At 68.1% G+C, this 25985-nt stretch carries 16 protein-coding genes and 3 rRNA genes; 7 read left to right on the forward strand and 12 right to left on the reverse strand.

Annotated features, from left to right (window positions below; translation table 11 throughout):
- Positions 1–53: 53 nt before the first annotated feature.
- Positions 54–1274, forward strand: a complete 1221-nt coding sequence (locus HNR22_RS31365; RefSeq protein ID WP_246382817.1) for a hypothetical protein — start codon at positions 54–56, stop codon at positions 1272–1274.
- A gap of 15 nt (positions 1275–1289) precedes the next feature.
- On the opposite strand, the gene HNR22_RS12870 is transcribed toward HNR22_RS31365, so the two are convergent.
- From HNR22_RS12870 to HNR22_RS12880, 3 genes are all read right to left on the reverse strand, one after another.
- Positions 1290–1979, reverse strand: coding sequence for a 1-acyl-sn-glycerol-3-phosphate acyltransferase (locus HNR22_RS12870; RefSeq protein WP_179780573.1), 690 nt, complete (start codon positions 1977–1979; stop codon positions 1290–1292).
- A gap of 97 nt (positions 1980–2076) precedes the next feature.
- Complete coding sequence (gene ileS / locus HNR22_RS12875; protein ID WP_179780574.1) at positions 2077–5247, reverse strand: isoleucine--tRNA ligase; 3171 nt, start codon at positions 5245–5247, stop codon at positions 2077–2079.
- Positions 5248–5628: 381 nt separating this feature from the next.
- Positions 5629–7179, reverse strand: coding sequence for an alkaline phosphatase D family protein (locus tag HNR22_RS12880; RefSeq protein WP_179780575.1), 1551 nt, complete (start codon positions 7177–7179; stop codon positions 5629–5631).
- Positions 7180–7348: 169 nt separating this feature from the next.
- On the opposite strand from HNR22_RS12880, the gene HNR22_RS12885 reads away from it, so the two are divergent.
- The 3 genes from HNR22_RS12885 (at position 7349) to sigJ (ending at position 9927) form a co-directional block, all read left to right on the forward strand.
- Positions 7349–8509: an acyltransferase family protein gene (locus HNR22_RS12885; RefSeq protein WP_179780576.1), complete on the forward strand. Its 1161-nt coding sequence runs from the start codon at positions 7349–7351 to the stop codon at positions 8507–8509.
- Positions 8510–8620: 111 nt separating this feature from the next.
- Entirely contained in the window at positions 8621–9052 is a 432-nt protein-coding gene (locus HNR22_RS12890) for a carboxymuconolactone decarboxylase family protein (protein ID WP_218906371.1), read from the forward strand.
- Complete coding sequence (gene sigJ / locus HNR22_RS12895; RefSeq protein WP_179780578.1) at positions 9049–9927, forward strand: RNA polymerase sigma factor SigJ; 879 nt, start codon at positions 9049–9051, stop codon at positions 9925–9927. Before HNR22_RS12890 ends, sigJ begins: the two co-directional genes overlap by 4 nt.
- 37 nt (positions 9928–9964) lie before the next feature.
- Here the strand turns inward: sigJ and ndk are convergent, their stop codons facing one another.
- On the reverse strand, positions 9965–10390 hold the full coding sequence (gene ndk, locus HNR22_RS12900) for a nucleoside-diphosphate kinase (RefSeq protein WP_088949743.1): 426 nt from the start codon (positions 10388–10390) through the stop codon (positions 9965–9967).
- A gap of 142 nt (positions 10391–10532) precedes the next feature.
- Between ndk and HNR22_RS12905 the strand changes: the two genes are divergently transcribed.
- On the forward strand, positions 10533–11999 hold the full coding sequence (locus HNR22_RS12905) for a VOC family protein (RefSeq protein WP_179780579.1): 1467 nt from the start codon (positions 10533–10535) through the stop codon (positions 11997–11999).
- 42 nt (positions 12000–12041) lie between these two features.
- On the opposite strand, the gene HNR22_RS12910 is transcribed toward HNR22_RS12905, so the two are convergent.
- Genes HNR22_RS12910 through HNR22_RS12920 form a run of 3 tightly spaced genes read right to left on the reverse strand, consistent with a single transcriptional unit; the run spans position 12042 to position 16461 of the window.
- A complete protein-coding gene (locus HNR22_RS12910) occupies positions 12042–12515 on the reverse strand; it encodes a DUF4233 domain-containing protein (RefSeq protein WP_179780580.1) in 474 nt (157 codons plus the stop codon).
- On the reverse strand, positions 12512–13846 hold the full coding sequence (locus HNR22_RS12915; RefSeq protein WP_179780581.1) for a glutamate ligase domain-containing protein: 1335 nt from the start codon (positions 13844–13846) through the stop codon (positions 12512–12514). Before HNR22_RS12915 ends, HNR22_RS12910 begins: the two co-directional genes overlap by 4 nt.
- Positions 13843–16461 (reverse strand): valine--tRNA ligase, encoded by a 2619-nt coding sequence (locus tag HNR22_RS12920; protein WP_179780582.1) that lies wholly within the window; start codon positions 16459–16461, stop codon positions 13843–13845. The genes HNR22_RS12915 and HNR22_RS12920 overlap by 4 nt, the downstream gene beginning before the upstream one ends.
- Positions 16462–16530: 69 nt before the next feature.
- Between HNR22_RS12920 and HNR22_RS12925 the strand changes: the two genes are divergently transcribed.
- On the forward strand, positions 16531–17217 hold the full coding sequence (locus HNR22_RS12925) for a hypothetical protein (RefSeq protein WP_179780583.1): 687 nt from the start codon (positions 16531–16533) through the stop codon (positions 17215–17217).
- A 197-nt stretch (positions 17218–17414) separates the two neighbouring features.
- On the opposite strand, the gene rrf is transcribed toward HNR22_RS12925, so the two are convergent.
- The 3 genes from rrf to HNR22_RS12940 form a co-directional block, all read right to left on the reverse strand.
- Positions 17415–17531: ribosomal RNA gene (gene rrf / locus HNR22_RS12930) — 5S ribosomal RNA — on the reverse strand.
- Between the two features lie 93 nt (positions 17532–17624).
- Positions 17625–20734 (reverse strand): 23S ribosomal RNA (locus tag HNR22_RS12935).
- Positions 20735–21113: 379 nt separating this feature from the next.
- Positions 21114–22628, reverse strand: a 16S ribosomal RNA gene (locus tag HNR22_RS12940).
- Together the 16S, 23S and 5S rRNA genes form the textbook arrangement of a ribosomal RNA operon.
- A 635-nt stretch (positions 22629–23263) precedes the next feature.
- Here HNR22_RS12940 and HNR22_RS12945 point away from each other — a divergent pair.
- Positions 23264–23488, forward strand: coding sequence for a hypothetical protein (locus tag HNR22_RS12945; RefSeq protein ID WP_088949748.1), 225 nt, complete (start codon positions 23264–23266; stop codon positions 23486–23488).
- Here the strand turns inward: HNR22_RS12945 and HNR22_RS12950 are convergent.
- Positions 23485–24282 (reverse strand): carbon-nitrogen hydrolase family protein, encoded by a 798-nt coding sequence (locus HNR22_RS12950; protein ID WP_179780584.1) that lies wholly within the window; start codon positions 24280–24282, stop codon positions 23485–23487. The genes HNR22_RS12945 and HNR22_RS12950 overlap by 4 nt on opposite strands.
- A gap of 290 nt (positions 24283–24572) precedes the next feature.
- Positions 24573–25868, reverse strand: coding sequence for an ATP-dependent Clp protease ATP-binding subunit ClpX (clpX, locus tag HNR22_RS12955; protein WP_088949750.1), 1296 nt, complete (start codon positions 25866–25868; stop codon positions 24573–24575).
- Positions 25869–25985 lie beyond the last annotated feature (117 nt).

Raw genomic sequence — 25985 nt, forward strand, 5'->3', positions numbered from 1 at the left:
GACGGTGGCGACGCGGTACTAACCTCGGACCGGCGCGAGAGGAGATTGCCGCGATGCCCGAGCCCCAGACGGGAGCAGGGCCGGCCGACGGGAACACCCCGGGCGCGGAGCCGGACCGGGATCCGGCGGCCGCCGACGAGCCGACCTCCCCACCCGTACCATCGGACCAGCCTGAGCCCTCGGCGCAGCCCACAGCTGCGGACCAACCCGAGCCGTCGGGCCAGCCCGAGTCGACCGCCACCGCCGACGTTCCCGCGCCCCGGTGGAGCGGCTCGGCCCCGGTGCCGCCTCCGTCGCCGCGCCGGCCCGCCTGGGGCGAGTCGGCCGAGCCGACGCCGCCGCAGGCCGTGCCCGTCGGGCCGCCCGAGCACCAGACCCCGGTCGACCCGTGGGCCGGCGTGGACACCGGCGGCTGGGACCTACCGTCCGCCGAGCTGCCCCCGCTGCCTCCGACGATGCCCTACCCGTCGCCGCCGTCGACCCGGCAGTGGTCCGGTCCGCCCGCTCCCCCGGTCGGCCCGCACCCGCTGCCGCCGCAGGCCGCCCCGGTGCCGCCACAGGCCGCCAGGCCCACGATGCCGAGTCGGCCGATGTCGCCGCCCGCACCTCCCCCGACGCCGGCCCGACCGCCGAAGCAGCGTCGCGGCCGGCGGTCCAGCCCGCCGCCACCGGCGCCGCCGCCGGACTGGCAGGCCCCCAAGGGGTACGTTCCGGTGCCGGTCCGCCGACGCCGCCGCTGGCCGTGGCTGCTGCTGCTCACCCTCGCCTGCTGCTGCGGGTGCCCTGCCTACTACGGGTTCCCGGTCTCGGCCCAGTACCCGGCCCGCGCGGCACTGCCCGTCCAGATCGAGGACCTCAGCCTGCGTCAGGACAGCCGCAGCGCGGAGACCGCCAAGCAGTTGGAGAACGAGGTACGCCAGGAGCACTGGCTGGCCGAGGACACGTTCGCCGGCGTCTACTCCACGAACAGCGGCAAGCGGGTGACGGTCTTCGGCGGCACCGGCTTCCGGCTGAGCCCGGAGTCGGACGCGGAGGCCGAGATCAGCCGGCTCACCGACCGCTACGCGCTGAACGCCCCGGAGACGGTGGACACCGGCGTACGCGGTCGGCATGAGCGCTGCGCGGTCGGCCGGGCGGACGGCAGCGACGTGGTGGTCTGCACCTCTGTCGACCACGGCAGCATCGCCACCGGAGTGTTCACCCGGCTCTCCGTCGGCGACAGCGCCACCCTGCTGAACACGCTGCGCGCCCAGATCGTCCAACCCAAGGGCTGAGGAACGCCCCGCAGGTCAGGCTTCGCGGGTCGGGTCCGGGTGGGCGCGCGGCGGGGCGTAGCGGGGCACGTACTCCTGGCCGGTGAGCTTCTGGATCTCGCTCATCAGCTCGTCGGTCATCTGCCGCAGCGAGGTCCGGTCGTCCGGCCGGCCGGTGAAGTCCAACGGCTTGCCGAACCGGACGGTGATCTTGGCGGTGCCGGGACGCGGCACCCGGGCACCGATCGGCTGTGCCTTGTCCGTGCCGATCATGCCGACCGGGATGATCGGCACGCCGGCGGAGATCGCCAGTCGGGCCGCCCCGGTCCGCCCTCGGTAGAGCTTGCCGTCCGGCGAGCGGGTGCCCTCCGGGTAGACCACCACGAGGTCACCGCCCTTGAGCGCCGGGATCGCCGCGTCGAACGCGGACAGCGCGGCCCGGCCGCCGGCCCGCTCGACCGGAATGGCGCCCAGGCCGGTGAGCACGAACTTGGAGATCGCACCCTTCACGCCGGTGCCCTTGAAATACTCCGACTTCGCCCAGAACGCCAGGTGTCGGGGCACGACCGTGCCGAGGAACAGCTCGTCGGCCACCGAGAGGTGGTTGCCGGCGAAGATCGCGCCGCCGGTCTCCGGCACGTGTTCCAGACCCTCCACGGTCGGGCGGAACGCCACCCGCAGCGTGGGCGCCACGGTCAGCTTGCCGATGGTGTAGAGCAGGGGCACTGGTCCTCCGGCAGATGAGGTGCGAGCAGGCGGTGTCACGGTAGCGGACGCCTCCACACCCCGCAGACGGAGGTGTGGAGGCGTCCGCGTCCGTGCGCTACGACCGGCGGACGGTGACCGTTACCTGCTCGCCCTCGCCGACCTCACCGGCGAAGCCGTCGAGGCCCTCGGCGAAGTCCACCGAGTCGGCCAGCACCTCGCCGGAGACGAAGTCGAGGTACGCCGACACGGCCGCGCGCACCTCGTCGGACGCCGACACCGACACCACGATCCGGTCCGACACGTCCAGGTCGGCGTCCCGGCGGGCCTGCTGCACCACCCGCACGACGTCGCGGGCCAACCCCTCGGCGGCCAACTCCGGGGTCACCTCGGTGTCCAGCACCACCACACCCTCACCGCCCGGCAGCGGCGCCGAGTGCTCGGCGTCGGCGGCGACCAGCCGCAGCTCGTACTCGCCCTCGGCGAGGGTGACGCCGGCAGCCACCGGGGCGCCGTCGACCAGCTCCCAGTCCCCCGCCTTGACCGCCTTGATCACCTGCTGCACCTGCTTGCCGACCCGCGGGCCGAGCGCCCGGGGCACCACTGTCAACACCTGCTCGCAGTACGCGGACAGCTCAGCGCTGAACTCCACGGCCTTCACGTTGACCTCGTCGGTGACCAGGTCGGCGAACGGCCGCAACTGCTCCGCCGCGGGCGAGGCCACGGTCAGCTTCGACAGCGGCAGCCGCACCCGCAGACCCTTGGCCTTGCGCAGCGACAGCGCCGCCGAGGCAACCGCCCGGGTGGCGTCCATCGCGGCGACCAGGTCGTGGTCGGCCGGGAACTCGGTCGCCTCCGGCCAGTCGGTCAGGTGCACCGACCGCTCCCCGGTCAGGCCACGCCAGATCTCCTCCGCGGTCAACGGCGCGAGCGGCGCCACCACCCGGCAGAGCGTCTCCAGCACGGTCCAGAGCGTGTCGAACGCGTCGGCGTCACCGGACCAGAACCGGTCCCGGGAGCGGCGCACGTACCAGTTGGTCAGCGCGTCCAGGTAGGACCGGACGGTGGCGCAGGCGCCGGAGATGTCGTACGCGTCCATCTGCGCGCCGACCGTGGCCACCAGCTCGTTCGTCTTCGCCAGCACGTACCGGTCGAGCAGGTGCGTCGAGTCGGTACGTCGACGCGCCTGGTGCCCGTCGGCGTTGGCGTAGAGCGTGAAGAAGTACCACACGTTCCACAGCGGCAGCAGCACCTGCCGGACGGCGTCGCGGATGAGCGTCTCGGTGACCGCCATGTCACCGCCGCGCAGCACCGGCGAGGACATCAGCATCCACCGCATCGCGTCCGAGCCGTACGCGTCGAAGACGTGGTAGACGTCCGGGTAGTTGCGCAGGCTCTTGGACATCTTGCGCCCGTCCGAGCCGAGCAGGATGCCGTGGCTCAGGCAGTTGCGGAACGCCGGCCTGTCGAACAGCGCGGTGGCCAGCACGTGCATCGTGTAGAACCAGCCGCGGGTCTGCCCGATGTACTCGACGATGAAGTCACCCGGGTAGTGGTGCTCGAACCAGTCAGCGTTCTCGAACGGGTAGTGCACCTGGGCGAACGGCATCGACCCGGACTCGAACCAGCAGTCCAGCACCTCCGGCACCCGACGCATCATCGACTGACCGGTCGGGTCGTCCGGGTTCGGGCGGACCAGGTCGTCCACCGCCGGCCGGTGCAGGTCGCTGAGGCGTACGCCGAAGTCACGCTCGATGTCGGCGAGGGAACCGTAGACGTCGAGCCGGGGGTAGTTCGGGTCGTCGGACTTCCATACCGGGATCGGCGAACCCCAGAACCGGTTGCGGCTGATCGACCAGTCTCGGGCGTTGGCCAGCCACTTGCCGAACGAGCCGTCCTTGATGTGGCCGGGCGTCCAGTTGATCTCCTGGTTCAGCTCGACCATCCGGTCCCGGAACTGCGTCACCGCGACGAACCACGACGACACCGCCTTGTAGACCAGCGGGGTGTCGCAGCGCCAGCAGTGCGGGTACGAGTGGGTGTAGGTGTCCTGCTTGAGCACCACCCCCCGATCCTTCAGCTCCCGGATCACCGGCTTGTTGACGTCGAAGACCTGCTCACCCTGGTACGGCGGGACCAGCGCGGTGAACCGGGTGTGGTCGTCCACCGTGACGATGGTCGGGATGCCGGCGGCGTTGCAGACGTTCTGGTCGTCCTCACCGAAGGCCGGTGCGAGGTGCACGATCCCGGTGCCGTCCTCGGTGGTGACGAACTCCGCGCCGAGCACCTGGTAGGCGTTCTCCCCGGCCTGCTCGACGAGGAAGTCGAACAGCGGGGTGTAGCGGCGTCCGACCAGGTCACTGCCGTACACCGTGCCGACCTGCTCGAAGGAGTCCAGCTCCTTGGCGTACGCGGCCAGCCGCGCCGCGCCGACGACGAACCGCTCCCCACTGCGCTCGCTGTCGGGGGAACCCCGGTGTTCCAGCACCGCGTACTCGATGTCCGGGCCGACGGCGAGCGCCAGGTTCGACGGCAGGGTCCACGGCGTGGTCGTCCAGACGCCCAGCTTGACCGGCCCGCGCAGCAGCTCCGGGGCGGACTCGTCGGCGGTCAGCCCGAACCACACCGACAGGGTGGGGTCGTGCCGGTCCCGGTAGACGTCGTCCATCCGGGTCTCGGTGTTCGACAGCGGCGTCTCACAGCGCCAGCAGTACGCGAGCACCCGGAAACCCTCGTAGATCAGACCCTTGTCGTGCAGGGTCTTGAAGGCCCACATGACGCTTTCCATGTAGTCCAGGTCGAGGGTCTTGTAGTCGTTGGCGAAGTCGACCCAGCGGGCCTGCCGGTTGATGTACCGCTCCCAGTCCTGGGTGAACTCCAGCACCGAGGCGCGGCAGGCGTCGTTGAACCGGGCCACGCCCAGGTCGATGATCTCCGCCTTGCTGGTGATGCCGAGCTGCTTCTCGGCCACCACCTCGGCGGGCAGGCCGTGACAGTCCCAGCCGAAGCGCCGCTCGACGTGCCGCCCGCGCATGGTCTGGTAGCGCGGCACCACGTCCTTGACGTACCCGGTGAACAGGTGGCCGTAGTGCGGCAGGCCGTTGGCGAACGGCGGGCCGTCGTAGAAGACGTACTCGTTCTTACCGTCGTCGCCGGCCGGGCGGGCCTCGACGCTGGCCTCGAAGGTCTTGTCGGCCGTCCAGTGCTCCAGGACCCGGCGCTCGACCGCGGGCAGGTCCGGGCTCGCCGGGACACCGGCGGCGGTCGGGTCGTGCAACGGATAGGCCATCGGGGGTCGCTCTCCTCATGCAGCTCACTCAACGTGGGTCTGCGAGGACGAACCGTCCGGGGTACGCCTCGAACGGCGCTCCCGGGTGGCCCGCGGTACCACCCCGCTTGGCGGTCAGGATCGACCGCCCGCTCATTGCCGGCTGTGACGGGCCGCACCCGTCCGGTTCTACTGGGCCGGTTGCCCGGCTGTTCTTCCGGAGGCTCACCGGTGATGGCCGGGTCATCGCCTTACGGTGCTCAACGATACAAGACCCACCCCCGACCCCGCCCCCGACTATTCCCCCACCGCCCACACCCACCGCCCACCCCGTCGATCATGAGGTTGACTGGTGAGTGGATCACCGATCCGCCCGTCAACCTCATGATCAGCGCACTCGGGTCAGGGGGCCGGGAGGGTTGTGGTCCAGAGGGAGGCGCCGTCGCGGTCGCGGAGGTGGACCGTGAGGGCCTCCGACTCGCCGTCGATGGTGACCTCGCCGAAGTGCTGGAAGCCCTCCGCCGGGGAGGTGTTCGCGCGCGGTGGGGCGTGCACGAAGGCCGCCTGCGGGCCGAACGTGCCGTCCAACGCGTTGGGGCCGAACGCACCGGCGTGCGCCGGGCCGGAGACGAACTCCCAGAACGGGGTGAAGTCGCCGACCGCCGCGCGGGACGGGTCGTAGTGGTGCGCGGCGGAGTAGTGCACGTCGGCGGTGAGGAAGACCATGCCGGTGACCCCGGCCCGGTGCGTGGCCCGCAGCACCTCGGCGAACTCCAGCTCACGACCGAGCGGCGCACCGGGGTCGCCCTGCGCGACGCCCTCCTGCGCACCCGGACCGTCCGGCACCACCACCCCGATCGGCAGGTCGTTGGCGATGACCTTCCAGGTGGCAGTGGAGCGCTTGAGTTCCCGGATCAGCCACTCCCGCTGCTCACGACCGAGCAGACCGCGCTTCGGGTCGGCGTACGTGTTGCCGTCGTTCGGGTCCTTGTGCGTCCGCATGTCCAGCACGAACACGTCCAGCATCGGCCCGTACGACAGACGCCGGTACATCGGCCCGTCGACCGGCACGGGCAGCCACTCGTTGAACGCCTGCCGCGCCCGGGCGGCGAGCACGTCCACCCGCTGCTCGGTGTAGCGCGGGTCGTCCAGGATCTCGCCCGGGTACCAGTTGTTCAGGACCTCGTGGTCGTCCCACTGGTTGATCTGCGGCACCTCGGCGGCGAACTCCCGCAGATGCCTGTCGAGCAGGTTGTACGCGAACTGTCCCCGGTACTCGGTCAGCGTCTCGGCGACCTTGCTCTTCTCCGGGGTGACCAGGTTGCGCCAGATCCGCCCGTCCGGCAGGGTCACCGACTCGACGAGCGGGCCGTCGGCGTACACGGTGTCGCCGCTGCACAGGAAGAAGTCCGGCCGGGTCTTCCGCATCGCCCGGAAGATCGACATCCCGCCGAAGTTCGGGTCGATCCCCCAGCCCTGCCCCACGACGTCGCCGGTCCACACGAACGACACGTCACGCCGCCGGTGGCGACCCGGTGCGGTGGTCAGTGACCCGGTCAGCGGCTCGCTGACCACTCCGTGCCGCTCCAGGCTCTCCACCCGGACCCGGTAGTGCAGCCGTTCGGCATCCGGCAGGCCGCGCAGCCGGACCTTGCCGGTGAAGTCCCCGCCCGGGCCGAGGACCGGGCCACGCAGTTGCCGCGCGCCCCGGAAATCGGGTCGGCGGCTCACCTCGACCAGCATCCGGCCCGGCCGGTCGGCACGCGTCCAGACCAGTGCCGAGTCCGCGGTCACATCACCGCTCTGCACGCCGTGGGTGAGCACCGGCCGTCCCGCGGGGCGCCAGGCCGGGGCGGCGAACGCGCCGGCACCGCCCAGCAGCGCGCCGCCGGCGGCTCCGGCACCGGCCACCAGGCCGGCCCGCAGCAGGGTACGTCGATCAAGCTCGGTCATGCTTCCTCCCGTTCAGGGTTGACCCCGTCGGTCTACCGGGCGGAGATGACCGCGATCGGCGGTCCGGGTGACGTGGGTCGGAACGCCGGTTGTCCGGACGGCACGCCCCGCCGGTTGCGAGTGGACGTGGCCGCTTGACGCCGGTGGGGCGTTCACGCAAACTTCGCCGGTGCGTTCGCTTCAGTTCAACGAGTTCCAGGCCATGCGTCGGTTCCCCGCCCTGGACGGGCTGCGGGCGGTTGCCGCGATCATGGTCTTTGCCTTCCACTACGGCGGTCCGTCGTGGAAGTGGTTGACCGGGTGGATCGGCGTACACCTGTTCTTCGTGCTCTCCGGCTTTCTGATCACGACCTTGCTGCTGCGCGAGGAGCACCGGTACGGCAAGGTCTCGCTGCGGGCGTTCTACCTGCGGCGGTTCTTCCGGATCATGCCGGTCTACCTGCTGGTGCTGTTCCTGACCTGGGGGCTGGCCCGGTTGAGCGGCAGCGCCGAGACGATCGAACGCCTGATGAAGTACTACCTGCTCTTCATCAACGAACTCCTGCCCGGGACCGCGCCGTACCTGCACTCCTGGACGATCGGGATCGAGCAGAAGTTCTACCTGTTCTGGCCGGCCATCGCGTTCGTCCTGGTGACCGCCGCCTTCCGCCGCCGGCTGGCGGTCACGGCCGGCCTGCTCGTGCTCTTCATCGCGATGATCCCGCCGGACATCGCCTGGCTGAGCTGGCCGATCCACTACGTGGCCATCCTGCTCGGCTGCCTGACCGCCGTGGTGATGCACCACCCCCGGGGCTTCGCGCTGGTCCGACCCCTGACCCACCCGGTGACGGCCACCGCCGTGATCGTGGTCTTCATCGCGTTCCAGGCGTCCGTGCAGTACTGGCCGATCCGGTTCGGCCAGGAGGCGCTGATCGGCACCTACGCCGCCGCCGCCGCGCTGCTGCTGCCGCCCCTGCTCTCGCGCAGCGTGCTCGCCCGCGGCCTGGGGCTGCGTCCGCTGGTCTTCATCGGCGAGCGGTCGTACTCGATGTACCTGATCCAGTCCATCGCGGCACGGGTGGCGATCGGGCTGCTGCCGGCGCTGGGGCGGCGCAGCACCGGGGTCTTCCTCGGCGCCGTGGTGGTGGCGCTGATCGTCGCGGACGTGCTCTACCGCTGGGTCGAGCTGCCGATGATCGAGGTGGGACGCCGGCTGGCCGCCCGGGTGACCCGGCGCGGGCCGCGCGAGGGCGCCGACACCGCGCCCACCCCGCCCGTCGCGCCCGTCGAGGACGTCCAGATCCCCCCGACCCGCGAGGTCCTGCCGGACACGGTGCCGGCGGGTCGCTGATCCCATCCGTCCGTCGGGCATGAGCGGGGTCACAGCCACGGTTGTCACACCTCACCCCGGCCGGTCCGTCGTCACGGTGTCGGACCGATCAGGGAGGTAGCCGTGCAACGGATGAACCCGAGCAAGGTGGCGCCGCAGGCGTACCAGGCAGTCATGGGGTTGGAGAAGTACGTCCAGACGAACGTCGACCACACCGTGCTGGAGCTGATCAAGCTGCGCGCGTCGATGATCAACGGGTGCGCGTACTGCGTGGACATGCACAGCCGGGACGCTCTCGCCAAGGGCGAGGCGAGCCGTCGACTGTTCGCTGTCGCCGCCTGGCGGGAGGCGCCCTTCTTCGACGAGCGGGAGCGCGCCGCGCTGGCGCTCACCGACGCGGTCACCGAACTCGGCGAGCACGGCGTGCCGGACGAGGTGTGGGACACCGCCGCGAAGGTCTGGTCGGAGAAGGAACTGGCGGACCTGGTCTTCGCGATCGCCACAATCAACGTGTGGAACCGGATCGGGGTGACGATGCGCCTGGAGCCTCCGGCGCAGGTGTGACCAGCGAGGCGGCAGAGGCGGCCGGTGCGCTCCAGGTGCACCGGCCGATGCTGCTCGGGCTGGCGTACCGCCTGCTCGGCAGCCGGCACGACGCCGAGGACGTGCTCCAGGAGGCGTACCTGCGCTGGCTGGGCGTGGACCGCTCGACGGTGGCCGAGCCGCGCCGCTACCTGTCCCGGGTCGTCACCCGGCTGGCCCTGGACCGGCTGCGGGCCCGCCAGGCGACCCGCGAGACGTACGTCGGGCCGTGGCTGCCCGAGCCGGTGCCCACCGAGCCCTCGCCGTTCGGGCCGTTGGACCGCGCGGAGCTGCGCGACTCGCTGTCCACCGCCCTGCTGCACGTGCTGGAGCGGCTCACCCCGCCGGAGCGGGCGGTGTACGTCCTGCACACCGCGTTCGACCTGCCGTACGCCGAGATCGCCGAGATCCTGGACCGGACCCCCGAGGACTGTCGGCAGCTTCACCACCGGGCGGCCGCCCGGGTACGCCAGGAGCAGCGACGGTTCACCGCCACCCGCTCGGAGCGGGAGCGGTTGCTGGACGCGTTCCTCGCCGCCGCCCGTGACGGTGACCTGGCGACACTGACCGGGCTGGTCGCCAGGGACGCCACGGCGTGGAACGACGGAGGCGGCCGGGCGCGGGCCGCCCGCAACCCGGTCACCGGGGCGGACCGGATCGCCCGCTTCTTCGCCGGGATCTACGGTCCGGGAAGCCGGGGCTGGACGCTGCGTCGGCTGGAGCTGAACGGCGAACCCGGCGCCCTGCTCGTCCGCGCGGACGGCAGCCGCTACACGTTGACCGTCACGGCGGCCGACGGCCAGATCACCGGGGTCTACGTGGTGGGCAACCCGGCGAAACTGCCGTCGGTCGACTGAACCCGCCGCCCGCGAGCCCCGTGTCGACGACCCCTGGTCAGCCGAGCTCGGGGAACCAGAGCGCGATCTCGCGCTTGGCGCTGTCCGTCGAGTCGGAGGCGTGCACCAGGTTCTCCCGGTTGGACAGCGACAGGTCTCCCCGGATGGTGCCGGCAGCGGCCTTGCGCCCGTCGGTGGCGCCGACCAGACCGCGGACCACGTCGATGACCTGGTCGCCGGAGAGCACCAGGGCAACCAGCGGGCCGCCGGTCATGAAGTCCTTCAGCGGCGGGTAGAACGCCTTGTCGACGTGCTCGGCGTAGTGCTCGTCGGCGAGCGCCGCGTCCATCGTCCGGTGCGCCATCGCGTCGATCCGCAGCCCCTTGCGCTCGAAGCGGGAGAGGACCTCGCCGACCAGGCCGCGGCGGACCGCGTCGGGCTTGATCAGAACGAGGCTGCGCTCATCCGGGCTGTTGCTGGACACGCTGGGTTCCTCCTGTACGCGTTGAACGCTCGAGATCGGTACGGTCAGCCTAGCGACCCGGTCCCGGCGCCGGCGCGGCGGCCGGTCTTTCCCCCGGTGGCCGATCCGGCCTAGCCTGGCCCTGACCCCCGGGAGGTCCACTGTGGCGAATGGCGGGAGCCGGCCCATCGCGCCGGTACGCAAACTGATCGGCACGGTGCTGGGCACCGTGGCCACGTTCGTCGTCCTCTTCGGGCTGGGCATGACCAGTTGGGCCATCGTGGCTCTCGGGGTCGCCCTGCTGGTGCTGGCGATCGCGCTGGCGACCGTACGCGGCGGCGGGCGCACCTGGGTGGTCGGCGTCGGCCACGTGCACAGCGCCTCCGAACCACCCACCCAGTACGCGTTCGGCCGCTGCGAACTCCAACTGGTGATCGACGCGCCCGGCCTGCCACCGCGATCCAAGAAGATCATCGAACCACGGGTGCCGGTCTCGAAGTGGCCGTCGCTGGGCCAGACCCTGCCGATCCGGGTCGCGCTCGACGACCAGCGGCACGTCAAGGTCCTCTGGGACGAGGTGCCGACCCACGCCGAGACGGCCGCCGCCGTCGCCGACCTCCCGCCGGAGTTCGCCGACGTCGACGCGGTGGACGAGGTGTTGATCCAGCAGGACGCCCCGCCATGGGCCGACCGTGGGCCGGACGACGATTTCCGGGACGACCTCCGCGACCCGCTCGGCGACCCGTTCCGCGACCCGCTCGGCCCCGACCCGGTACGCAGCGATCACCTGCGCACCGACCCCCTGCGCGACGACCCCCTGCGCGACGACCCGGGCGTCGTGCCCGAGGAGCGCGAGCCCGTGGTGATGCACCAGAGCCCGGGCGGCCCGGTGGTGCTGGAGGGCGTCCTCGTCGAGCAGCAGGCCAGTGGTGGGCTGCCCCGGCGGGCCACCCCGGCACCACGCTCACCCGTTGAGGAGCGCTTCGACGAACCCGACGCCGACCGGTTCGACCTGCCGGAGGACGACCGGGCAACCCCACCCCCCGGTGACCCCCTCGAGCCGCTCAGCGCGCAACGCGTCGACCCGCCGCCCGCACAGCGTTCCGGGCCGGGAGCGACCGACCCACTGGACCCCCTCGACCTCCCGCTGGACGACCCCGCCCCGGCCAGGGCGGGCCGCGAGACGGTCACCGACGAGGAGTTGGACCAGGCGATCTTCGGGTTCGACTCGGACGCGGCCGCGGATCCGACCGCGCCGATCAGTGGGGTGGGTCTCACCCTGCTGGTGACCGACCTGTCCCGCTCGCTCGGCTTCTACCGCGACGTGCTGGGCTTCACCGAGGTCGACCAGGGCGCCCACAACGCCATCCTCGCCTCCGGCGCGACCCGGCTCGTCCTGCGCGAGGTGACCGGGGCGGCGCCGATCAGCCGCCGACTGGTGCACGTCAACCTCGAGGTGAACGACATCGAAGCGGCGTACGAGCGGCTACGCGGGTCGGGCGTCCGCTTCACGTACGCGCCCCGGGTGGTCAACCGGGGCACGAAGCTGGAGGTGTGGGCGGCGGCGTTCCGTGACCCGGACGGCCACGGCATCGCCCTCACCCAGTGGCGTGAACGCGCCGACGCCTGATCCGGCCCGGTCCGCCTCGGGCTGACGGCCGACTGTCGGCCGTCAGCCGAGGATGACCCGGCGGACGTGCAGCGCGTACGCCCAGACCAGGGCGAAGATGATGCCCAGTCCGAGCAGCGACCAGTGCAGCAGGCCGCCCAGCATCAGCAGGCCCTGGAGCACCGTGCCGGCATTCCATGCCCACGGTCGGCGCATCATGCCGGCGAGCACGATCGCAGCCACCGCCAGTGCCACCACGACACCGATCGCGGCGCCGCTCAGGTCACCGCCGACCACCCGGACCGGCTGGATCGCCAGCAACAGCACCAGCGCCTCCAACCCGAGGGTTCCCGCACCCAGGCCGCGTACCGCCGCCTCCGGGTTGCGCAACCCGGAACGCCGCGGCTGCCCGGCGACGGGCCCATCCTCGGGTCGATCGGCCGGCGAGCCGGCCGGGGCCTGATCAGCCGGCGCACCGGCCGCAGCCTGGTCGGTGGGGTCGTTGGTGGCGTGCGGGTCCCGCTCCGGGCCGGTCATCGCTTCAGCAGCCGGCGGGCGTCGGCGACCGTCACCACTGAACCGGTGACGAGCACCCCGACCCCGCTGAGCTCACCGGGGACGTCCTCCTCGGCCAGCGCCACCGCCAGCTCGATCGCGTCCGGCATCTCCTCGGCCGTCGACACCCGCTCCTCACCGAAGATCTCGGCGGCCAGCGCGGCGAGGTCGTCCGTGGGCATCGCCCGTGGCGAGCTGTTGCGGGTGACCACCAGCTGGTCGATTACCGGCTCCAGCAGCTCCAACAGCCCTTCCGCGTCCTTGTCGGCGAGGACGCCGACGACCGCCACCAACTTGCTGAACGCGAACTCCTCCTGGAGCGCGGTGACGGTGGCGGCCATGCCGTGCGGGTTGTGCGCACCGTCCAGCAGGATGGTCGGGGCGTTGCGCACCCGCTCCAGCCGACCCGGGGAACTGGTCGAGGAGAAGCCCTCCCGGACCGTCTCGACGTCGAGCTGCCGGCGACTCCCGGCGCCCAGGAACGCCTCCACGGCGGCGAGCGCCACCGCGGCGTTCTGCGCCTGGTGGGCCCCGTGCAGCGGAATGAACACGTCGTCGTAGACGCCGCCCAGGCCCTGGAGGCTGAGCACCTGGCCGCCGACGGCGACCGCCCGGCTGAGGACGCCGAACTCGCCGCCCTCCCGCGCGATGGTGGCCCCGACCTCGGCGCACCGGTCGAGGAGGGGGCCTGCCGCCTCCTCGTCCTGCGCCGCCACGATGACGGTGGCGCCCGGGTGGATGATGCCGGCCTTCGCCAGCGCGATGTCCTGAATGGTGTCGCCGAGCCACTCGGTGTGGTCCAGGCCGATCGGGGTGATCACGCAGACCCCCGCCTGGAGGACGTTGGTGGCGTCCTCGGCACCGCCGAGGCCCACCTCGACCACCGCGATGTCGACCGGCGCGTCGGCGAACGTGGCGAACGCCAGCGCGGTGGTCATGTCGAAGTACGTCAGCGGCTCGTCGGACCGGGCGTCGATCAGCTCGGCCAGTGGCTTGATCTCCCGGTACACCGACGCGAACCGCTCCTCGCTGACCGGCTCCCCGTCCAGGCTGATCCGCTCCCGGACGGTCTCCAGGTGCGGGCTGGTGTATCGCCCGGTGTGCAGCCCGTGCGCCCGCAACAGTGAGTCGATCATCCGCGCGGTGGAGGTCTTGCCGTTGGTGCCGGTCAGGTGGATCGCCGGGTACGCCCGCTGCGGGCTGCCGAGCAGGTCGAGCAGCGACTCGATCCGGTCCAGCTCGAAGACCATGCGGGTGAAGCCGCGGGCGTTCAGCTCGGCCTCGACGGCGGCGAATTCGGTACGGTCGGTCACGAGGAAAGTGTCTCCAGAGCAGCGTCGATCCGGACCAGGTCGGCCTCGGCGGTGGCGAGCCGGTCGCGGATCTTCGCGACCACCGGCTCGGGGGCCTTGCCGATGAAGGCGGGGTTGTCGAGCTTCGCCCGGGCCTGCGCGACCTCCTTCTCGGCGGCGGCGCGGTCCTTCGTCAGCCGGGCCCGCTCGGCGGCCAGGTCGATCGACCCCCGGGTGTCCAACGCGACACCGACGGCGCCGGGCATGGCCAGCGTGGCGCTGGCCTGGAAGTCGTCCCCGGCCGGGTCCAGCCGGACCAGCGAACGGATCAGCGGCTCGTGGGCGGCGATGCCCGCACCGGTCAGCCCGTCCAGCCGGGCGGCCACCCGCTGCGTCGGACGCAGCCCCTGGTCGGAACGGAACCGGCGGATCTCGGTGACCACCCGCTGCACACTGAGCAGCTCGGCCTCGGCGGCGTCGTCGATCAGCGCACGGTCGGCCACCGGCCAGGCGGCCTTCTGCACCGTCTCGCCGCCGGTCAGCGCGAGCCACAGCTCCTCGGTGACGAACGGGATGACCGGGTGCAGCAGCCGCAGCAGCTGGTCCAGCACGTGCCCGAGCACCCGGCGGCTCGCCTCGGCCCGCTCACCGCCCTCGCCGAGCACCGGCTTGCTCAGCTCGACGTACCAGTCGCAGACGTCGTCCCAGGCGAAGTGGTAGAGCAGGTCACACACCTTGGCGAACTCGTACGCCTCGAACTGCTCGTCGACCTCGGCGGTGACGTGCGCCAGCCGGGACAGGATCCACCGGTCGACGGTGGAGAGCTGCTCGACGGGCGGCAGGTCGCCAGTGGTGTGCGCACCGTTCATCAGGGCGAAGCGGGTGGCGTTCCAGAGCTTGTTGCAGAAGTTACGCGAGCCCTGGCACCACTCCTCGCTGACCGGGACGTCCTGCCCGGGGTTGGCGCCACGAGCCAGCGTGAACCGGGTGGCGTCGGCCCCGAACCGGTCGATCCAGTCCAGCGGGTCGACGACGTTGCCGAACGACTTGGACATCTTCTTGCCGTGCTCGTCGCGCACCATGCCGTGCAGGGCCACCACGTCGAACGGCTGCTTGCCGTCCATCGCGTACAGGCCGAACATCATCATCCGGGCGACCCAGAAGAAGAGGATGTCGTAGCCGGTGACGAGGACGCTGGTCGGGTAGAACTTGGCCAGGTCCGGGGTCTGCTCCGGCCAGCCGAGGGTGGAGAACGGCCAGAGCGCGCTGGAGAACCAGGTGTCCAGGACGTCCTCGTCCTGCCGCCAGCCGTCGCCGGTCGGCGGCTGCTCGTCCGGGCCGACGCAGACGATCTCGCCCTGTGGGCCGTACCAGACCGGGATCCGGTGCCCCCACCAGAGCTGGCGGGAGATGCACCAGTCGTGCATGTTGTCGACCCAGGCGAAGTAGCGCTTGGCCAGCTCGGCCGGCTCGATGCGGACCCGCCCGTCGCGCACCGCGTCACCGGCGGCCTGGGCCAGCGGGGCGGTGTTGACGAACCACTGCAACGACAGCCGCGGCTCGACGGTCGTCTTGCACCGCGAGCAGTGCCCGACCGCGTGCACGTACGGCCGCTTCTCGGCCACGATCCGGCCCTGCTCGCGCAGTGCGGCCACGATCGCGGGCCGCGCCTCGAACCGGTCCAGCCCCTCGAACGGGCCGGGCACGGTGATCACCCCGCGCTCGTCCATGACGGTGAGCGCGGGCAGGTCGTGGCGTTGGCCGATCTCGAAGTCGTTGGGGTCGTGTGCCGGGGTCACCTTGACCATGCCGGTGCCGAACGACGGGTCGACGTGCGCGTCGGCGACGATCGGGATGCGACGGCCGGTGAGCGGCAGCTCGACCTCGGTGCCGATCAGGTGCTGGTAGCGCTCGTCGTCCGGGTGCACCGCCACGGCGGTGTCGCCCAGCATCGTCTCGGCCCGGGTGGTGGCCACCACGACCTCGTCGCTGTAACGGATGGAGATCAGCTCACCGTCGTCGTCGGTGTGCTCGACCTCGATGTCGGAGAGGGCGGTGAGGCAGCGCGGGCACCAGTTGATGATCCGGTTGGCCCGGTAGATGAGCCCCTCGTCGAAGAGCTTCTTGAAGATCGTCTGGACGGCGCGGGTCAGCCCCTCGTCCATGGTGAAGCGCTCACGGTCCCAGTCGACGGAGTCACCCAGGCGCCGCATCTGCCCGAGGATCGCCCCACCGGACTCGGCCTTCCACTGCCAGACCCGCTCGACGAACTTTTCCCGGCCGAGATCGTGCCGGGACAGGCCCTCGGCGGCGAGCTGGCGCTCCACCAGATTCTGGGTGGCGATGCCGGCGTGGTCCATGCCGGGCAGCCACAGCGCCTCGAAGCCCTGCATCCGCTTACGCCGGGTCAAGGCGTCCATGAGCGTGTGCTCGAACGCGTGGCCCATGTGCAGCGAGCCGGTGACGTTCGGCGGCGGGATGACGATCGTGAAGGGGGGCTTGTCGCTGTCGGCGGACGCCCGGAAGTGCCCGTCGGCCACCCACTGCTCGTACCGTCGCTGCTCTACCTCGCCGGGCTGGTACTGGCCGGCAAGGGTCGGGGCTGCGGGGCGGTGGGCATCCAGTCTCTCGGTCACCTGACAAGTCTACGGAGGGCTTCCGCAGACCTGACGTGCGCCACCTGTGGTTCGCGTACGGTGTCGGCTATGTCCGACGCACATCTCACCGAGCGTTCGCTCGACGGCGGTCGCGAGCCGGTCGAGCTGACCGAAGAACCGATCCAGCTGAGCACCCGCGACTCCGGTGGCGACCCGGACGAGCGGTCGGGCGGCTGGTCCCGCCGGCGCAAGATCGCTTGGACGGCCGCCCTGGTGGTCGGCCTCGCTGGCGCCGGGGTGCTGGGTGTCGGTGGGTGGCGGATCGCACAGCAGAAGGACACCCAGCTGACGTCGCCCGACCAGGTCGCGGGTCTGACCCGAGACGACAGTGAACGGGCGAAGAGCACCGCCGACTACCTGCGCAGCGGCCTGGCGGCGGATATCGAACTGGACCGCAGCTTCGGCACCGTCTACCGGGACCCGGCGGACGACAAGCGCTCGGTGCTCATCTTCGGGGGCACCACACTGCTGTGGCAGCCGGAACGGGACCTGGACAGTCTCTTCCGCCTCATGTCGGACGAGACCGGTGCGGTGAGCGGCCTCCGCGAGCTGCCCGCCGGTGACCTGGGCGGCGTGATGAAGTGCGGCAGCACCAGCGGCGAGGGCGGAGACTTCGCGGTCTGCGGCTGGGCCGACCACGGCAGCGTGGTGATGGCAATGTTCCCGGGACGGTCGGTCGGCGACGCCGGCGGCCTGCTGCGTAACCTCCGCAACGGCATGCAGACCCGGGGCTGACGCGCCCCACCGGCCGCACGTGCCTGGCGCGGGACCGCTGGCGCCCAGATCCCGATGATCGACTCGGTTTTCCTGATATCTGGGGTGTCGAGCGGCCGCGGCCACCGCGGTTTGGGTGTTCCCGAGTCGAACAACTGAGGCTCAGGGTAAACGCAGAAAGGGCCACCCGATAACGGGTGACCCTTTCTGGAAAGATTGTCCGGCGGCGTCCTACTCTCCCACACCCTCACGAGTGCAGTACCATCGGCGCTGGAGGGCTTAGCTTCCGGGTTCGGAATGTAACCGGGCGTTTCCCCTCCGCCATGACCGCCGTAACTCTATCGACATGTCAAACAACACCAACACCAACACGTGTGTGGTCTGTTGTTCGTTTATCGAGAGTTGCACAGTGGACGCGTAGCAGCTTAGTAGTCAAGTCCTCGGCCTATTAGTACCGGTCAACTGAACCCGTTACCGGGCTTACATTTCCGGCCTATCAACCCAGTCGTCTAGCTGGGGGCCTTACCCCCACAAAGTGGGGTGGGATACCTCATCTTGAAGCAGGCTTCCCGCTTAGATGCTTTCAGCGGTTATCCCTTCCGAACGTAGCTAACCAGCCGTGCCCTTGGCAGGACAACTGGCACACCAGAGGTTCGTCCGTCCCGGTCCTCTCGTACTAGGGACAGCCCTTCTCAAGTATCCTACGCGCACGGCGGATAGGGACCGAACTGTCTCACGACGTTCTAAACCCAGCTCGCGTACCGCTTTAATGGGCGAACAGCCCAACCCTTGGGACCTGCTACAGCCCCAGGATGCGACGAGCCGACATCGAGGTGCCAAACCATCCCGTCGATATGGACTCTTGGGGAAGATCAGCCTGTTATCCCCGGGGTACCTTTTATCCGTTGAGCGACACCGCTTCCACTCGCAAGTGCCGGATCACTAGTCCCGACTTTCGTCCCTGCTCGACCTGTCAGTCTCACAGTCAAGCTCCCTTGTGTACTTGCACTCAACACCTGATTGCCAACCAGGCTGAGGGAACCTTTGGGCGCCTCCGTTACCTTTTAGGAGGCAACCGCCCCAGTTAAACTACCCACCAGACACTGTCCCTGAACCGGATAACGGTCCGAAGTTAGATACCCAAATCAACCAGAGTGGTATTTCAAGATTGCCTCCACCCATACTGGCGTATGGACTTCACCGGCTCCCACCTATCCTACACAAGCTAATTCGAGTACCAATGTCAAGCTATAGTAAAGGTCCCGGGGTCTTTCCGTCCTGCCGCGCGTAACGAGCATCTTTACTCGTACTGCAATTTCGCCGGGCCTGTGGTTGAGACAGTGGGGAAGTCGTTACGCCATTCGTGCAGGTCGGAACTTACCCGACAAGGAATTTCGCTACCTTAGGATGGTTATAGTTACCACCGCCGTTTACTGGCGCTTAAGTTCTCCGCTTCGCCCCGAAGAGCTAACAGGTCCCCTTAACGTTCCAGCACCGGGCAGGCGTCAGTCCATATACATCGAATTACTTCTTCGCATGGACCTGTGTTTTTAGTAAACAGTCGCTTCCCCCTGCTCTCTGCGGCCATACAACGCTCCACCCGCGCGGGGCTTCACGTCTCCGGCCCCCCTTCTCCCTAAGTTACGGGGGCAATTTGCCGAGTTCCTTAACCACAGTTCGCCCGATCGCCTCGGTATTCTCTACCTGACCACCTGTGTCGGTTTGGGGTACGGGCCGCTAAGAACTCGCTAGAGGCTTTTCTCGGCAGCATAGGATCACTGACTTCACCTGAATCGGCTCGGCATCACGTCTCAGCCTATATGTGTTGCGGATTTGCCTACAACACGGCCTACACGCTTACCCCGGCACAACCACCGGCCGGGCTCAGCTACCTTCCTGCGTCACCCCATCGCTTGACTACTACCCATCAGGTTCCCACGCTCCCCAACATCCGTCCGAAGACATCAGCCAGTTCGGGTGGTTAGCACAACGAGGTTCATCAGGGACGCTCTTTCGCGGGTACGGGAATATCAACCCGTTGTCCATCGACTACGCCTCTCGGCCTCGCCTTAGGTCCCGACTCACCCAGGGCGGATTAGCCTGGCCCTGGAACCCTTGGTCATCCGGCGGAAGGGTTTCTCACCCTTCTTTCGCTACTCATGCCTGCATTCTCACTCGTGCCGCGTCCACAACTGGGTCACCCCGCTGCTTCACTCGCGGCACGACGCTCCCCTACCCATCCACACACCTGCACAAGGAATCAAGTCCAAGCGAGGTTAAATGTGAATGCCACAGCTTCGGCGGTGTGCTTGAGCCCCGCTACATTGTCGGCGCGGAACCACTTGACCAGTGAGCTATTACGCACTCTTTAAAGGGTGGCTGCTTCTAAGCCAACCTCCTGGTTGTCTATGCGACCCCACATCCTTTTCCACTTAGCACACGCTTAGGGGCCTTAGCTGGTGATCTGGGCTGTTTCCCTCTCGACTACGAAGCTTATCCCCCGCAGTCTCACTGCCGCGCTCTCACTTACCGGCATTCGGAGTTTGGCTGATTTCGGTAAGCTTGTGGGCCCCCTAGACCATCCAGTGCTCTACCTCCGGCAAGAAACACGCGACGCTGCACCTAAATGCATTTCGGGGAGAACCAGCTATCACGGAGTTTGATTGGCCTTTCACCCCTAACCACAGGTCATCCCCCAATTTTTCAACATTGGTGGGTTCGGCCCTCCACGCGGTCTTACCCGCGCTTCAGCCTGCCCATGGCTAGATCACTCCGCTTCGGGTCTAGGACACGCGACTGAATCGCCCTATTCAGACTCGCTTTCGCTACGGCTCCCCCACACGGGTTAACCTCGCCACATGCCACTAACTCGCAGGCTCATTCTTCAAAAGGCACGCCGTCACCCCGCAAGGCTCCGACGGATTGTAGGCGAACGGTTTCAGGTACTATTTCACTCCCCTCCCGGGGTACTTTTCACCATTCCCTCACGGTACTTGTCCGCTATCGGTCACCAGGAAGTATTTAGGCTTACCAGGTGGTCCTGGCAGATTCACGGCAGATTTCAGGGGTCCGCCGCTACTCGGGAACACCCACAGAAGGTCAGCAACTTTCACCTACCGGACTTTCACCGTCTACGGTCAGCCATTCCAGACTGTTCGACTAGCCACTAACTTTGTAACTTCTCGAACAAGTGTCAGCTTGTTCAGCAGGGTCCCACAACCCCGACCACGCAACCCCTGACAGGTATCACACGCAGCCGGTTTAGCCTCGATCCGCTTTCGCTCGCCACTACTCACGGAATCACTAAATTGTTTTCTCTTCCTACGGGTACTGAGATGTTTCACTTCCCCGCGTTCCCTCCACACACCCTATGTGTTCAGGTGTGGGTGACACCACATGACTGGTGCCAGGTTTCCCCATTCGGACACCCTGGGATCACAGCTTGGTTGACAGCTCCCCCAGGCCTATCGCGGCCTCCCACGTCCTTCATCGGCTCCTGGTGCCAAGGCATTCACCGTTCGCCCTTGACAACTTGACCACAAAGATGCTCGCGTCCACTGTGCAATTCTCAACAAACGACCAACCCACAACCCGATCCGCCCCACACCAAACCAACAACAGTTGGCGGTATATGGGGCCAGGCCATGCCTGGCAGACTTCCAGCCCCCACACAGGAGGCCGGCCAAGTCTCTGAAACAACAACACGATGGTTGTTCTTTCAGGACCCAACAGGGTGCTCACATTCTTCCTCAGCCGCACCAGGGACTTCGTTCCCACCACCCAAGAGCGGCTGTACTAGAAGGAACCCGGCCGTTGCCGAGGGAAAACTTGCCAGTGTCTCCGCCATCTGAGCACCCCGACCCAACATCCGTGGGCCGCGGGCTCCTTGCACCCTTTCAGGTGAAGGTGCTCCTTAGAAAGGAGGTGATCCAGCCGCACCTTCCGGTACGGCTACCTTGTTACGACTTCGTCCCAATCGCCAGCCCCACCTTCGACGGCTCCCTCCACAAGGGTTGGGCCACCGGCTTCGGGTGTTGCCGACTTTCGTGACGTGACGGGCGGTGTGTACAAGGCCCGGGAACGTATTCACCGCAGCGTTGCTGATCTGCGATTACTAGCGACTCCGACTTCACGGGGTCGAGTTGCAGACCCCGATCCGAACTGAGACCGGCTTTTTGGGATTCGCTCCACCTCGCGGTATCGCAGCCCATTGTACCGGCCATTGTAGCATGCGTGAAGCCCTGGACATAAGGGGCATGATGACTTGACGTCATCCCCACCTTCCTCCGAGTTGACCCCGGCAGTCTTCGATGAGTCCCCGCCATAACGCGCTGGCAACATCGAACGAGGGTTGCGCTCGTTGCGGGACTTAACCCAACATCTCACGACACGAGCTGACGACAGCCATGCACCACCTGTGACCGCCCCCGAAGGACCTCACATCTCTGCGAGTTTTGCGGCCATGTCAAACCCAGGTAAGGTTCTTCGCGTTGCATCGAATTAATCCGCATGCTCCGCCGCTTGTGCGGGCCCCCGTCAATTCCTTTGAGTTTTAGCCTTGCGGCCGTACTCCCCAGGCGGGGCGCTTAATGCGTTAGCTGCGGCACAGGAAACCGGAGAGGTCCCCCACACCTAGCGCCCAACGTTTACAGCGTGGACTACCAGGGTATCTAATCCTGTTCGCTCCCCACGCTTTCGCTCCTCAGCGTCAGTATCGGCCCAGAGACCCGCCTTCGCCACCGGTGTTCCTCCTGATATCTGCGCATTTCACCGCTACACCAGGAATTCCAGTCTCCCCTACCGAACTCTAGCCTGCCCGTATCGACCGCAGGCTTGGGGTTGAGCCCCAAGTTTTCACGGTCGACGCGACAAGCCGCCTACGAGCTCTTTACGCCCAATAAATCCGGACAACGCTCGCACCCTACGTCTTACCGCGGCTGCTGGCACGTAGTTGGCCGGTGCTTCTTCTGCAGGTACCGTCACTCTCGCTTCGTCCCTGCTGAAAGAGGTTTACAACCCGAAGGCCGTCATCCCTCACGCGGCGTCGCTGCATCAGGCTTCCGCCCATTGTGCAATATTCCCCACTGCTGCCTCCCGTAGGAGTCTGGGCCGTGTCTCAGTCCCAGTGTGGCCGGTCGCCCTCTCAGGCCGGCTACCCGTCGTCGCCTTGGTAGGCCATCACCCCACCAACAAGCTGATAGGCCGCGAGCCCATCCCAAGCCGAAAAACTTTCCACCCCCAGCCATGCGGCCGGAAGTCCTATTCGGTATTAGCCCCCGTTTCCGAGGGTTATCCCAAAGCTTGGGGCAGGTTGCTCACGTGTTACTCACCCGTTCGCCGCTCGAGTACCCCGAAGGGCCTTTCCGCTCGACTTGCATGTGTTAAGCACGCCGCCAGCGTTCGTCCTGAGCCAGGATCAAACTCTCCAACAAAAAATTAGTTGAACAGCTATCCCGGCAACAAACAAATGTTGCCAAAGGAATCCCAACCAGCCAGCAAAAACTGACCAGTCCGGGGTATAAATCATAATTGGCACTGGCTTTACAAGCACCCTGTTGAGTTCTCAAAGAACAACCACACACCGACCAGAAGCCCCACCTCAGTGGAACCCCGTTTCGGGGCAACCGCTCAAACTTACTTGGTCGAACTTTCGTTGTCAACCTCGTATCCGAGGTGATCAACCTGGTTCGTCCGGATCCACGATGACGCACGCCGTGACCGGCGGTCGTTACTGTCGTGGGAAGCCGCAGACCGGCCGATCGCCGCGTCGCGGCTCTCCGCCCGGCTCCTGCCGGCTTCAAAACCCTACCCGGTCGGCTTCGCGTTCGCAACCCCGTATCCGGAGTGTTCCGCACCGCCCGATCCTCGGTCTCGCTCGGCGTTCCCGCCACGAGCCCGGTGCCCGTTCTCCGCCGGTTTGTCCGGCGTTCCCCGTGCAGAGAGAAAGTTACGCGGACGGCCCGGAGAAGGCAAATCAGGGTTCATCACTGGTTTGACCGACCGGGGCGCGACGGCACCCGGCGCAGCCTGGGGACGCGGGCTGTCCCGACGTGCCAGAGTGTCAGACATGGATGAGTCCGGGCTGGGCACCAGGGTGTTCGCCGAGGAGGCGCTACTGGGCCTCCTCCTGCCGTTCTGGCAGGTGGTGATCGGTGCGGTCGTGCTGGTCGTCCTGGTGCTCTCGGTGGGACGGCTGGCCCGACGGGGCAAGTCCCGGATGACCACCGCGCTGCTGGTCACCGCTGCGGCCATCGCCGGGTTCGCGGTGATCGGCGTCCTGCTGGAGGGTTAGAGCCGGCGGTTGGCCAGACTGGGCAGCTCGGCCCGGATTGCGGCAAGGCGGTCGAGGTCCAGGTCGACGACGGACACACCTGGGCCGTCCGACACCTGGCCGAGGACCGTCCCCCACGGGTCGACCACCATGCTGCGCCCGAAGCAGGTGCGACCTGGCTCGTGGTCGCCGGTCTGGCCAGCCGCCGCCACGAAGCACTGGTTCTCGATTGCCCGGGCCCGTAGCAGGACCTCCCAATGGTCCCGCCCGGTGTGCATCATGAATGCCGCGGGGACCACCAGCAGTTGTGCGCCGCCATCGGTGGCGAGCAGCCGGTAGAGCTCCGGGAAGCGCAGGTCGTAGCAGATCGACAGGCCGACCCGCAGGCCCTCGACGTCCACCACCACCGGTTGCACGCCCGGCGCCACGCTCGCGGACTCCCGGTAGGAGACCCGACCGGGGATCTCCACGTCGTACAGATGGATTTTGCGGTAGCTCGCGGCCAGGGCGCCGGAGCGGTCGAAGACCAGCGACGTGTTCCAGGTGTGCTCCGGGTCCGGGCCGGCCTCGTGGAAGGAGCCGGCCACCACCCAGATGCCGAGCCGTCGGGCGACCCCGGCGAAGAAGTTGCCGACCTCCCCGTCCACCGGTTCCGATGCCGGCAACCCGGCGGCGGGGCCGAGGTAGTCGACGTACTCCGGCAGGACGGCCAGGTCCGCGCCGCCGGCGGCGGCGCGTTCCAGCAGGACCTCGGCGGCGGCCAGGTTGGCCTTGCGGTCGTCCCGGGCGTTCAGCTGGCAGACGGCGACACGCATGACCACAGGGTACGGCGGGAGTGCCGGCGTGGACAGCATCGCCGGCGGTCGGGGGCCAGGGCACCGACAGCGCCAGTACGGCCGGCAGCGCGACATTGGGGAGCCGCGACACCGTGGACAGAGCGAGCGAGTCGGCGCGACGGAACGCTTCCCCCCGGAGTCAGCGTGACGACAGCGGCGAACCGGCCCGGCTGAAGATGGTGGTGGTCACCCGGTCGGGCGAATGGGACCGCCGAACGCGATCACGCCGGCCGCGTCAGGAGTGAGCGGCCGGCGTGACTTGGGGAGGATCAGGCCGACTTCTCCTCGCGGTCCCGCCGGGCACGGCGCCCGGTGAACTCGCGCGGAACGATCGTCGGGTTGACGTTTTCCAGGACCACCTCGCGGGTGATCAACACCCGGGCGGCGTCGGGGTTGCTGGGCACCTCGAACATCGCGGAGAGCAGAACCTCCTCGATGATGGCGCGCAGACCACGGGCACCGGTGCCCCGCAGCATCGCCTGGTCGGCGATCGCCTCCAGTGCCGGCTCGTCGAACTCCAACTCGACCCCGTCCAGCTCGAACAGGCGCTGGTATTGCCGGACCAGCGCGTTGCGCGGCTCGGTGAGGATGCGCACGAGGGCGCTGCGGTCCAGACTGCGCACGTTGGTGATCACCGGCAGCCGGCCCACGAACTCGGGGATCAACCCGAACTTGAGCATGTCTTCCGGCATGACCTGGCTGAAGATGTCGTCGGTCGACCGATCGGACACCGACCGGAGCCGGGCACCGAAGCCGGTGCCACCCTGCCCGGTGCGGGACTCGATGATCTGATCCAGGCCCGCGAACGCGCCACCGCAGATGAACAGCACGTTGGTGGTGTCGATCTGAATGAACTCCTGGTGCGGGTGCTTCCGACCACCCTGCGGCGGCACGTTCGCCACCGTGCCCTCGAGCATCTTGAGCAGAGCCTGCTGCACGCCCTCACCGGAAACGTCACGCGTGATCGACGGATTCTCCGACTTGCGGGCGATCTTGTCGACCTCGTCGATGTAGATGATGCCGGTCTCGGCGCGCTTGATGTCGTAGTCCGCGGCCTGGATCAGCTTGAGCAGGATGTTTTCCACGTCCTCGCCGACGTAACCCGCCTCGGTCAGCGCCGTGGCATCGGCGATGGCGAACGGGACGTTCAACATCCGGGCGAGGGTCTGCGCCAGGTGGGTCTTGCCGCACCCCGTCGGGCCGAGCAGCAGGATGTTGGACTTCGCCAGCTCGACGGCATCATTGCCGGAGCCTGGCGCGTTGGCCGCCTCGGCCTGGATCCGCTTGTAGTGGTTGTAGACCGCGACCGCAAGGGCCTTCTTGGCCTGATCCTGCCCCACGACGTAGTTGTCGAGGAACTGGCAGATCTCCATCGGCTTGGGAAGCTCTTCCCACTTCACCTCGCCGGACTCGGCCAGCTCCTCTTCGATGATCTCGTTACAGAGATCGATGCACTCGTCGCAGATGTAGACCCCTGGGCCTGCGATGAGCTTCTTGACCTGCTTCTGCGACTTGCCGCAGAAGGAGCATTTCAGTAGGTCGCCGCCGTCACCGATCCGTGCCACCTACGTTCTCCCTGCACTCATCGGCCGGAGACCCGGCCCTGACCTGCGGACGCTGCGCGCCGCCCGGCTTGGTTCGCCCCGCCGGCCGACCGGCGAAGCGGTACGGACCCGACGTTA

It is taken from the genome of Micromonospora jinlongensis, from assembly GCF_013410645.1.
Classification (GTDB): Bacteria; Actinomycetota; Actinomycetes; order Mycobacteriales; family Micromonosporaceae; genus Micromonospora; species Micromonospora zamorensis.

Bases quoted from the DNA above. Each gene is read 5' to 3' on its own strand.
- HNR22_RS12880 (WP_179780575.1), bottom strand. From the start codon at position 7,179: ATGACCGAGCTTGATCGACGTACCCTGCTGCGGGCCGGCCTGGTGGCC.
- HNR22_RS12945 (WP_088949748.1), top strand. From the start codon at position 23,264: ATGGATGAGTCCGGGCTGGGCACCAGGGTGTTCGCCGAGGAGGCGCTA.
- HNR22_RS12890 (WP_218906371.1), top strand. From the start codon at position 8,621: ATGAACCCGAGCAAGGTGGCGCCGCAGGCGTACCAGGCAGTCATGGGG.
- ileS (WP_179780574.1), bottom strand. From the start codon at position 5,247: ATGGCCTATCCGTTGCACGACCCGACCGCCGCCGGTGTCCCGGCGAGC.
- HNR22_RS12950 (WP_179780584.1), bottom strand. From the start codon at position 24,282: ATGCGTGTCGCCGTCTGCCAGCTGAACGCCCGGGACGACCGCAAGGCC.
- HNR22_RS12925 (WP_179780583.1), top strand. From the start codon at position 16,531: ATGTCCGACGCACATCTCACCGAGCGTTCGCTCGACGGCGGTCGCGAG.
- HNR22_RS12910 (WP_179780580.1), bottom strand. From the start codon at position 12,515: ATGACCGGCCCGGAGCGGGACCCGCACGCCACCAACGACCCCACCGAC.
- HNR22_RS31365 (WP_246382817.1), top strand. From the start codon at position 54: ATGCCCGAGCCCCAGACGGGAGCAGGGCCGGCCGACGGGAACACCCCG.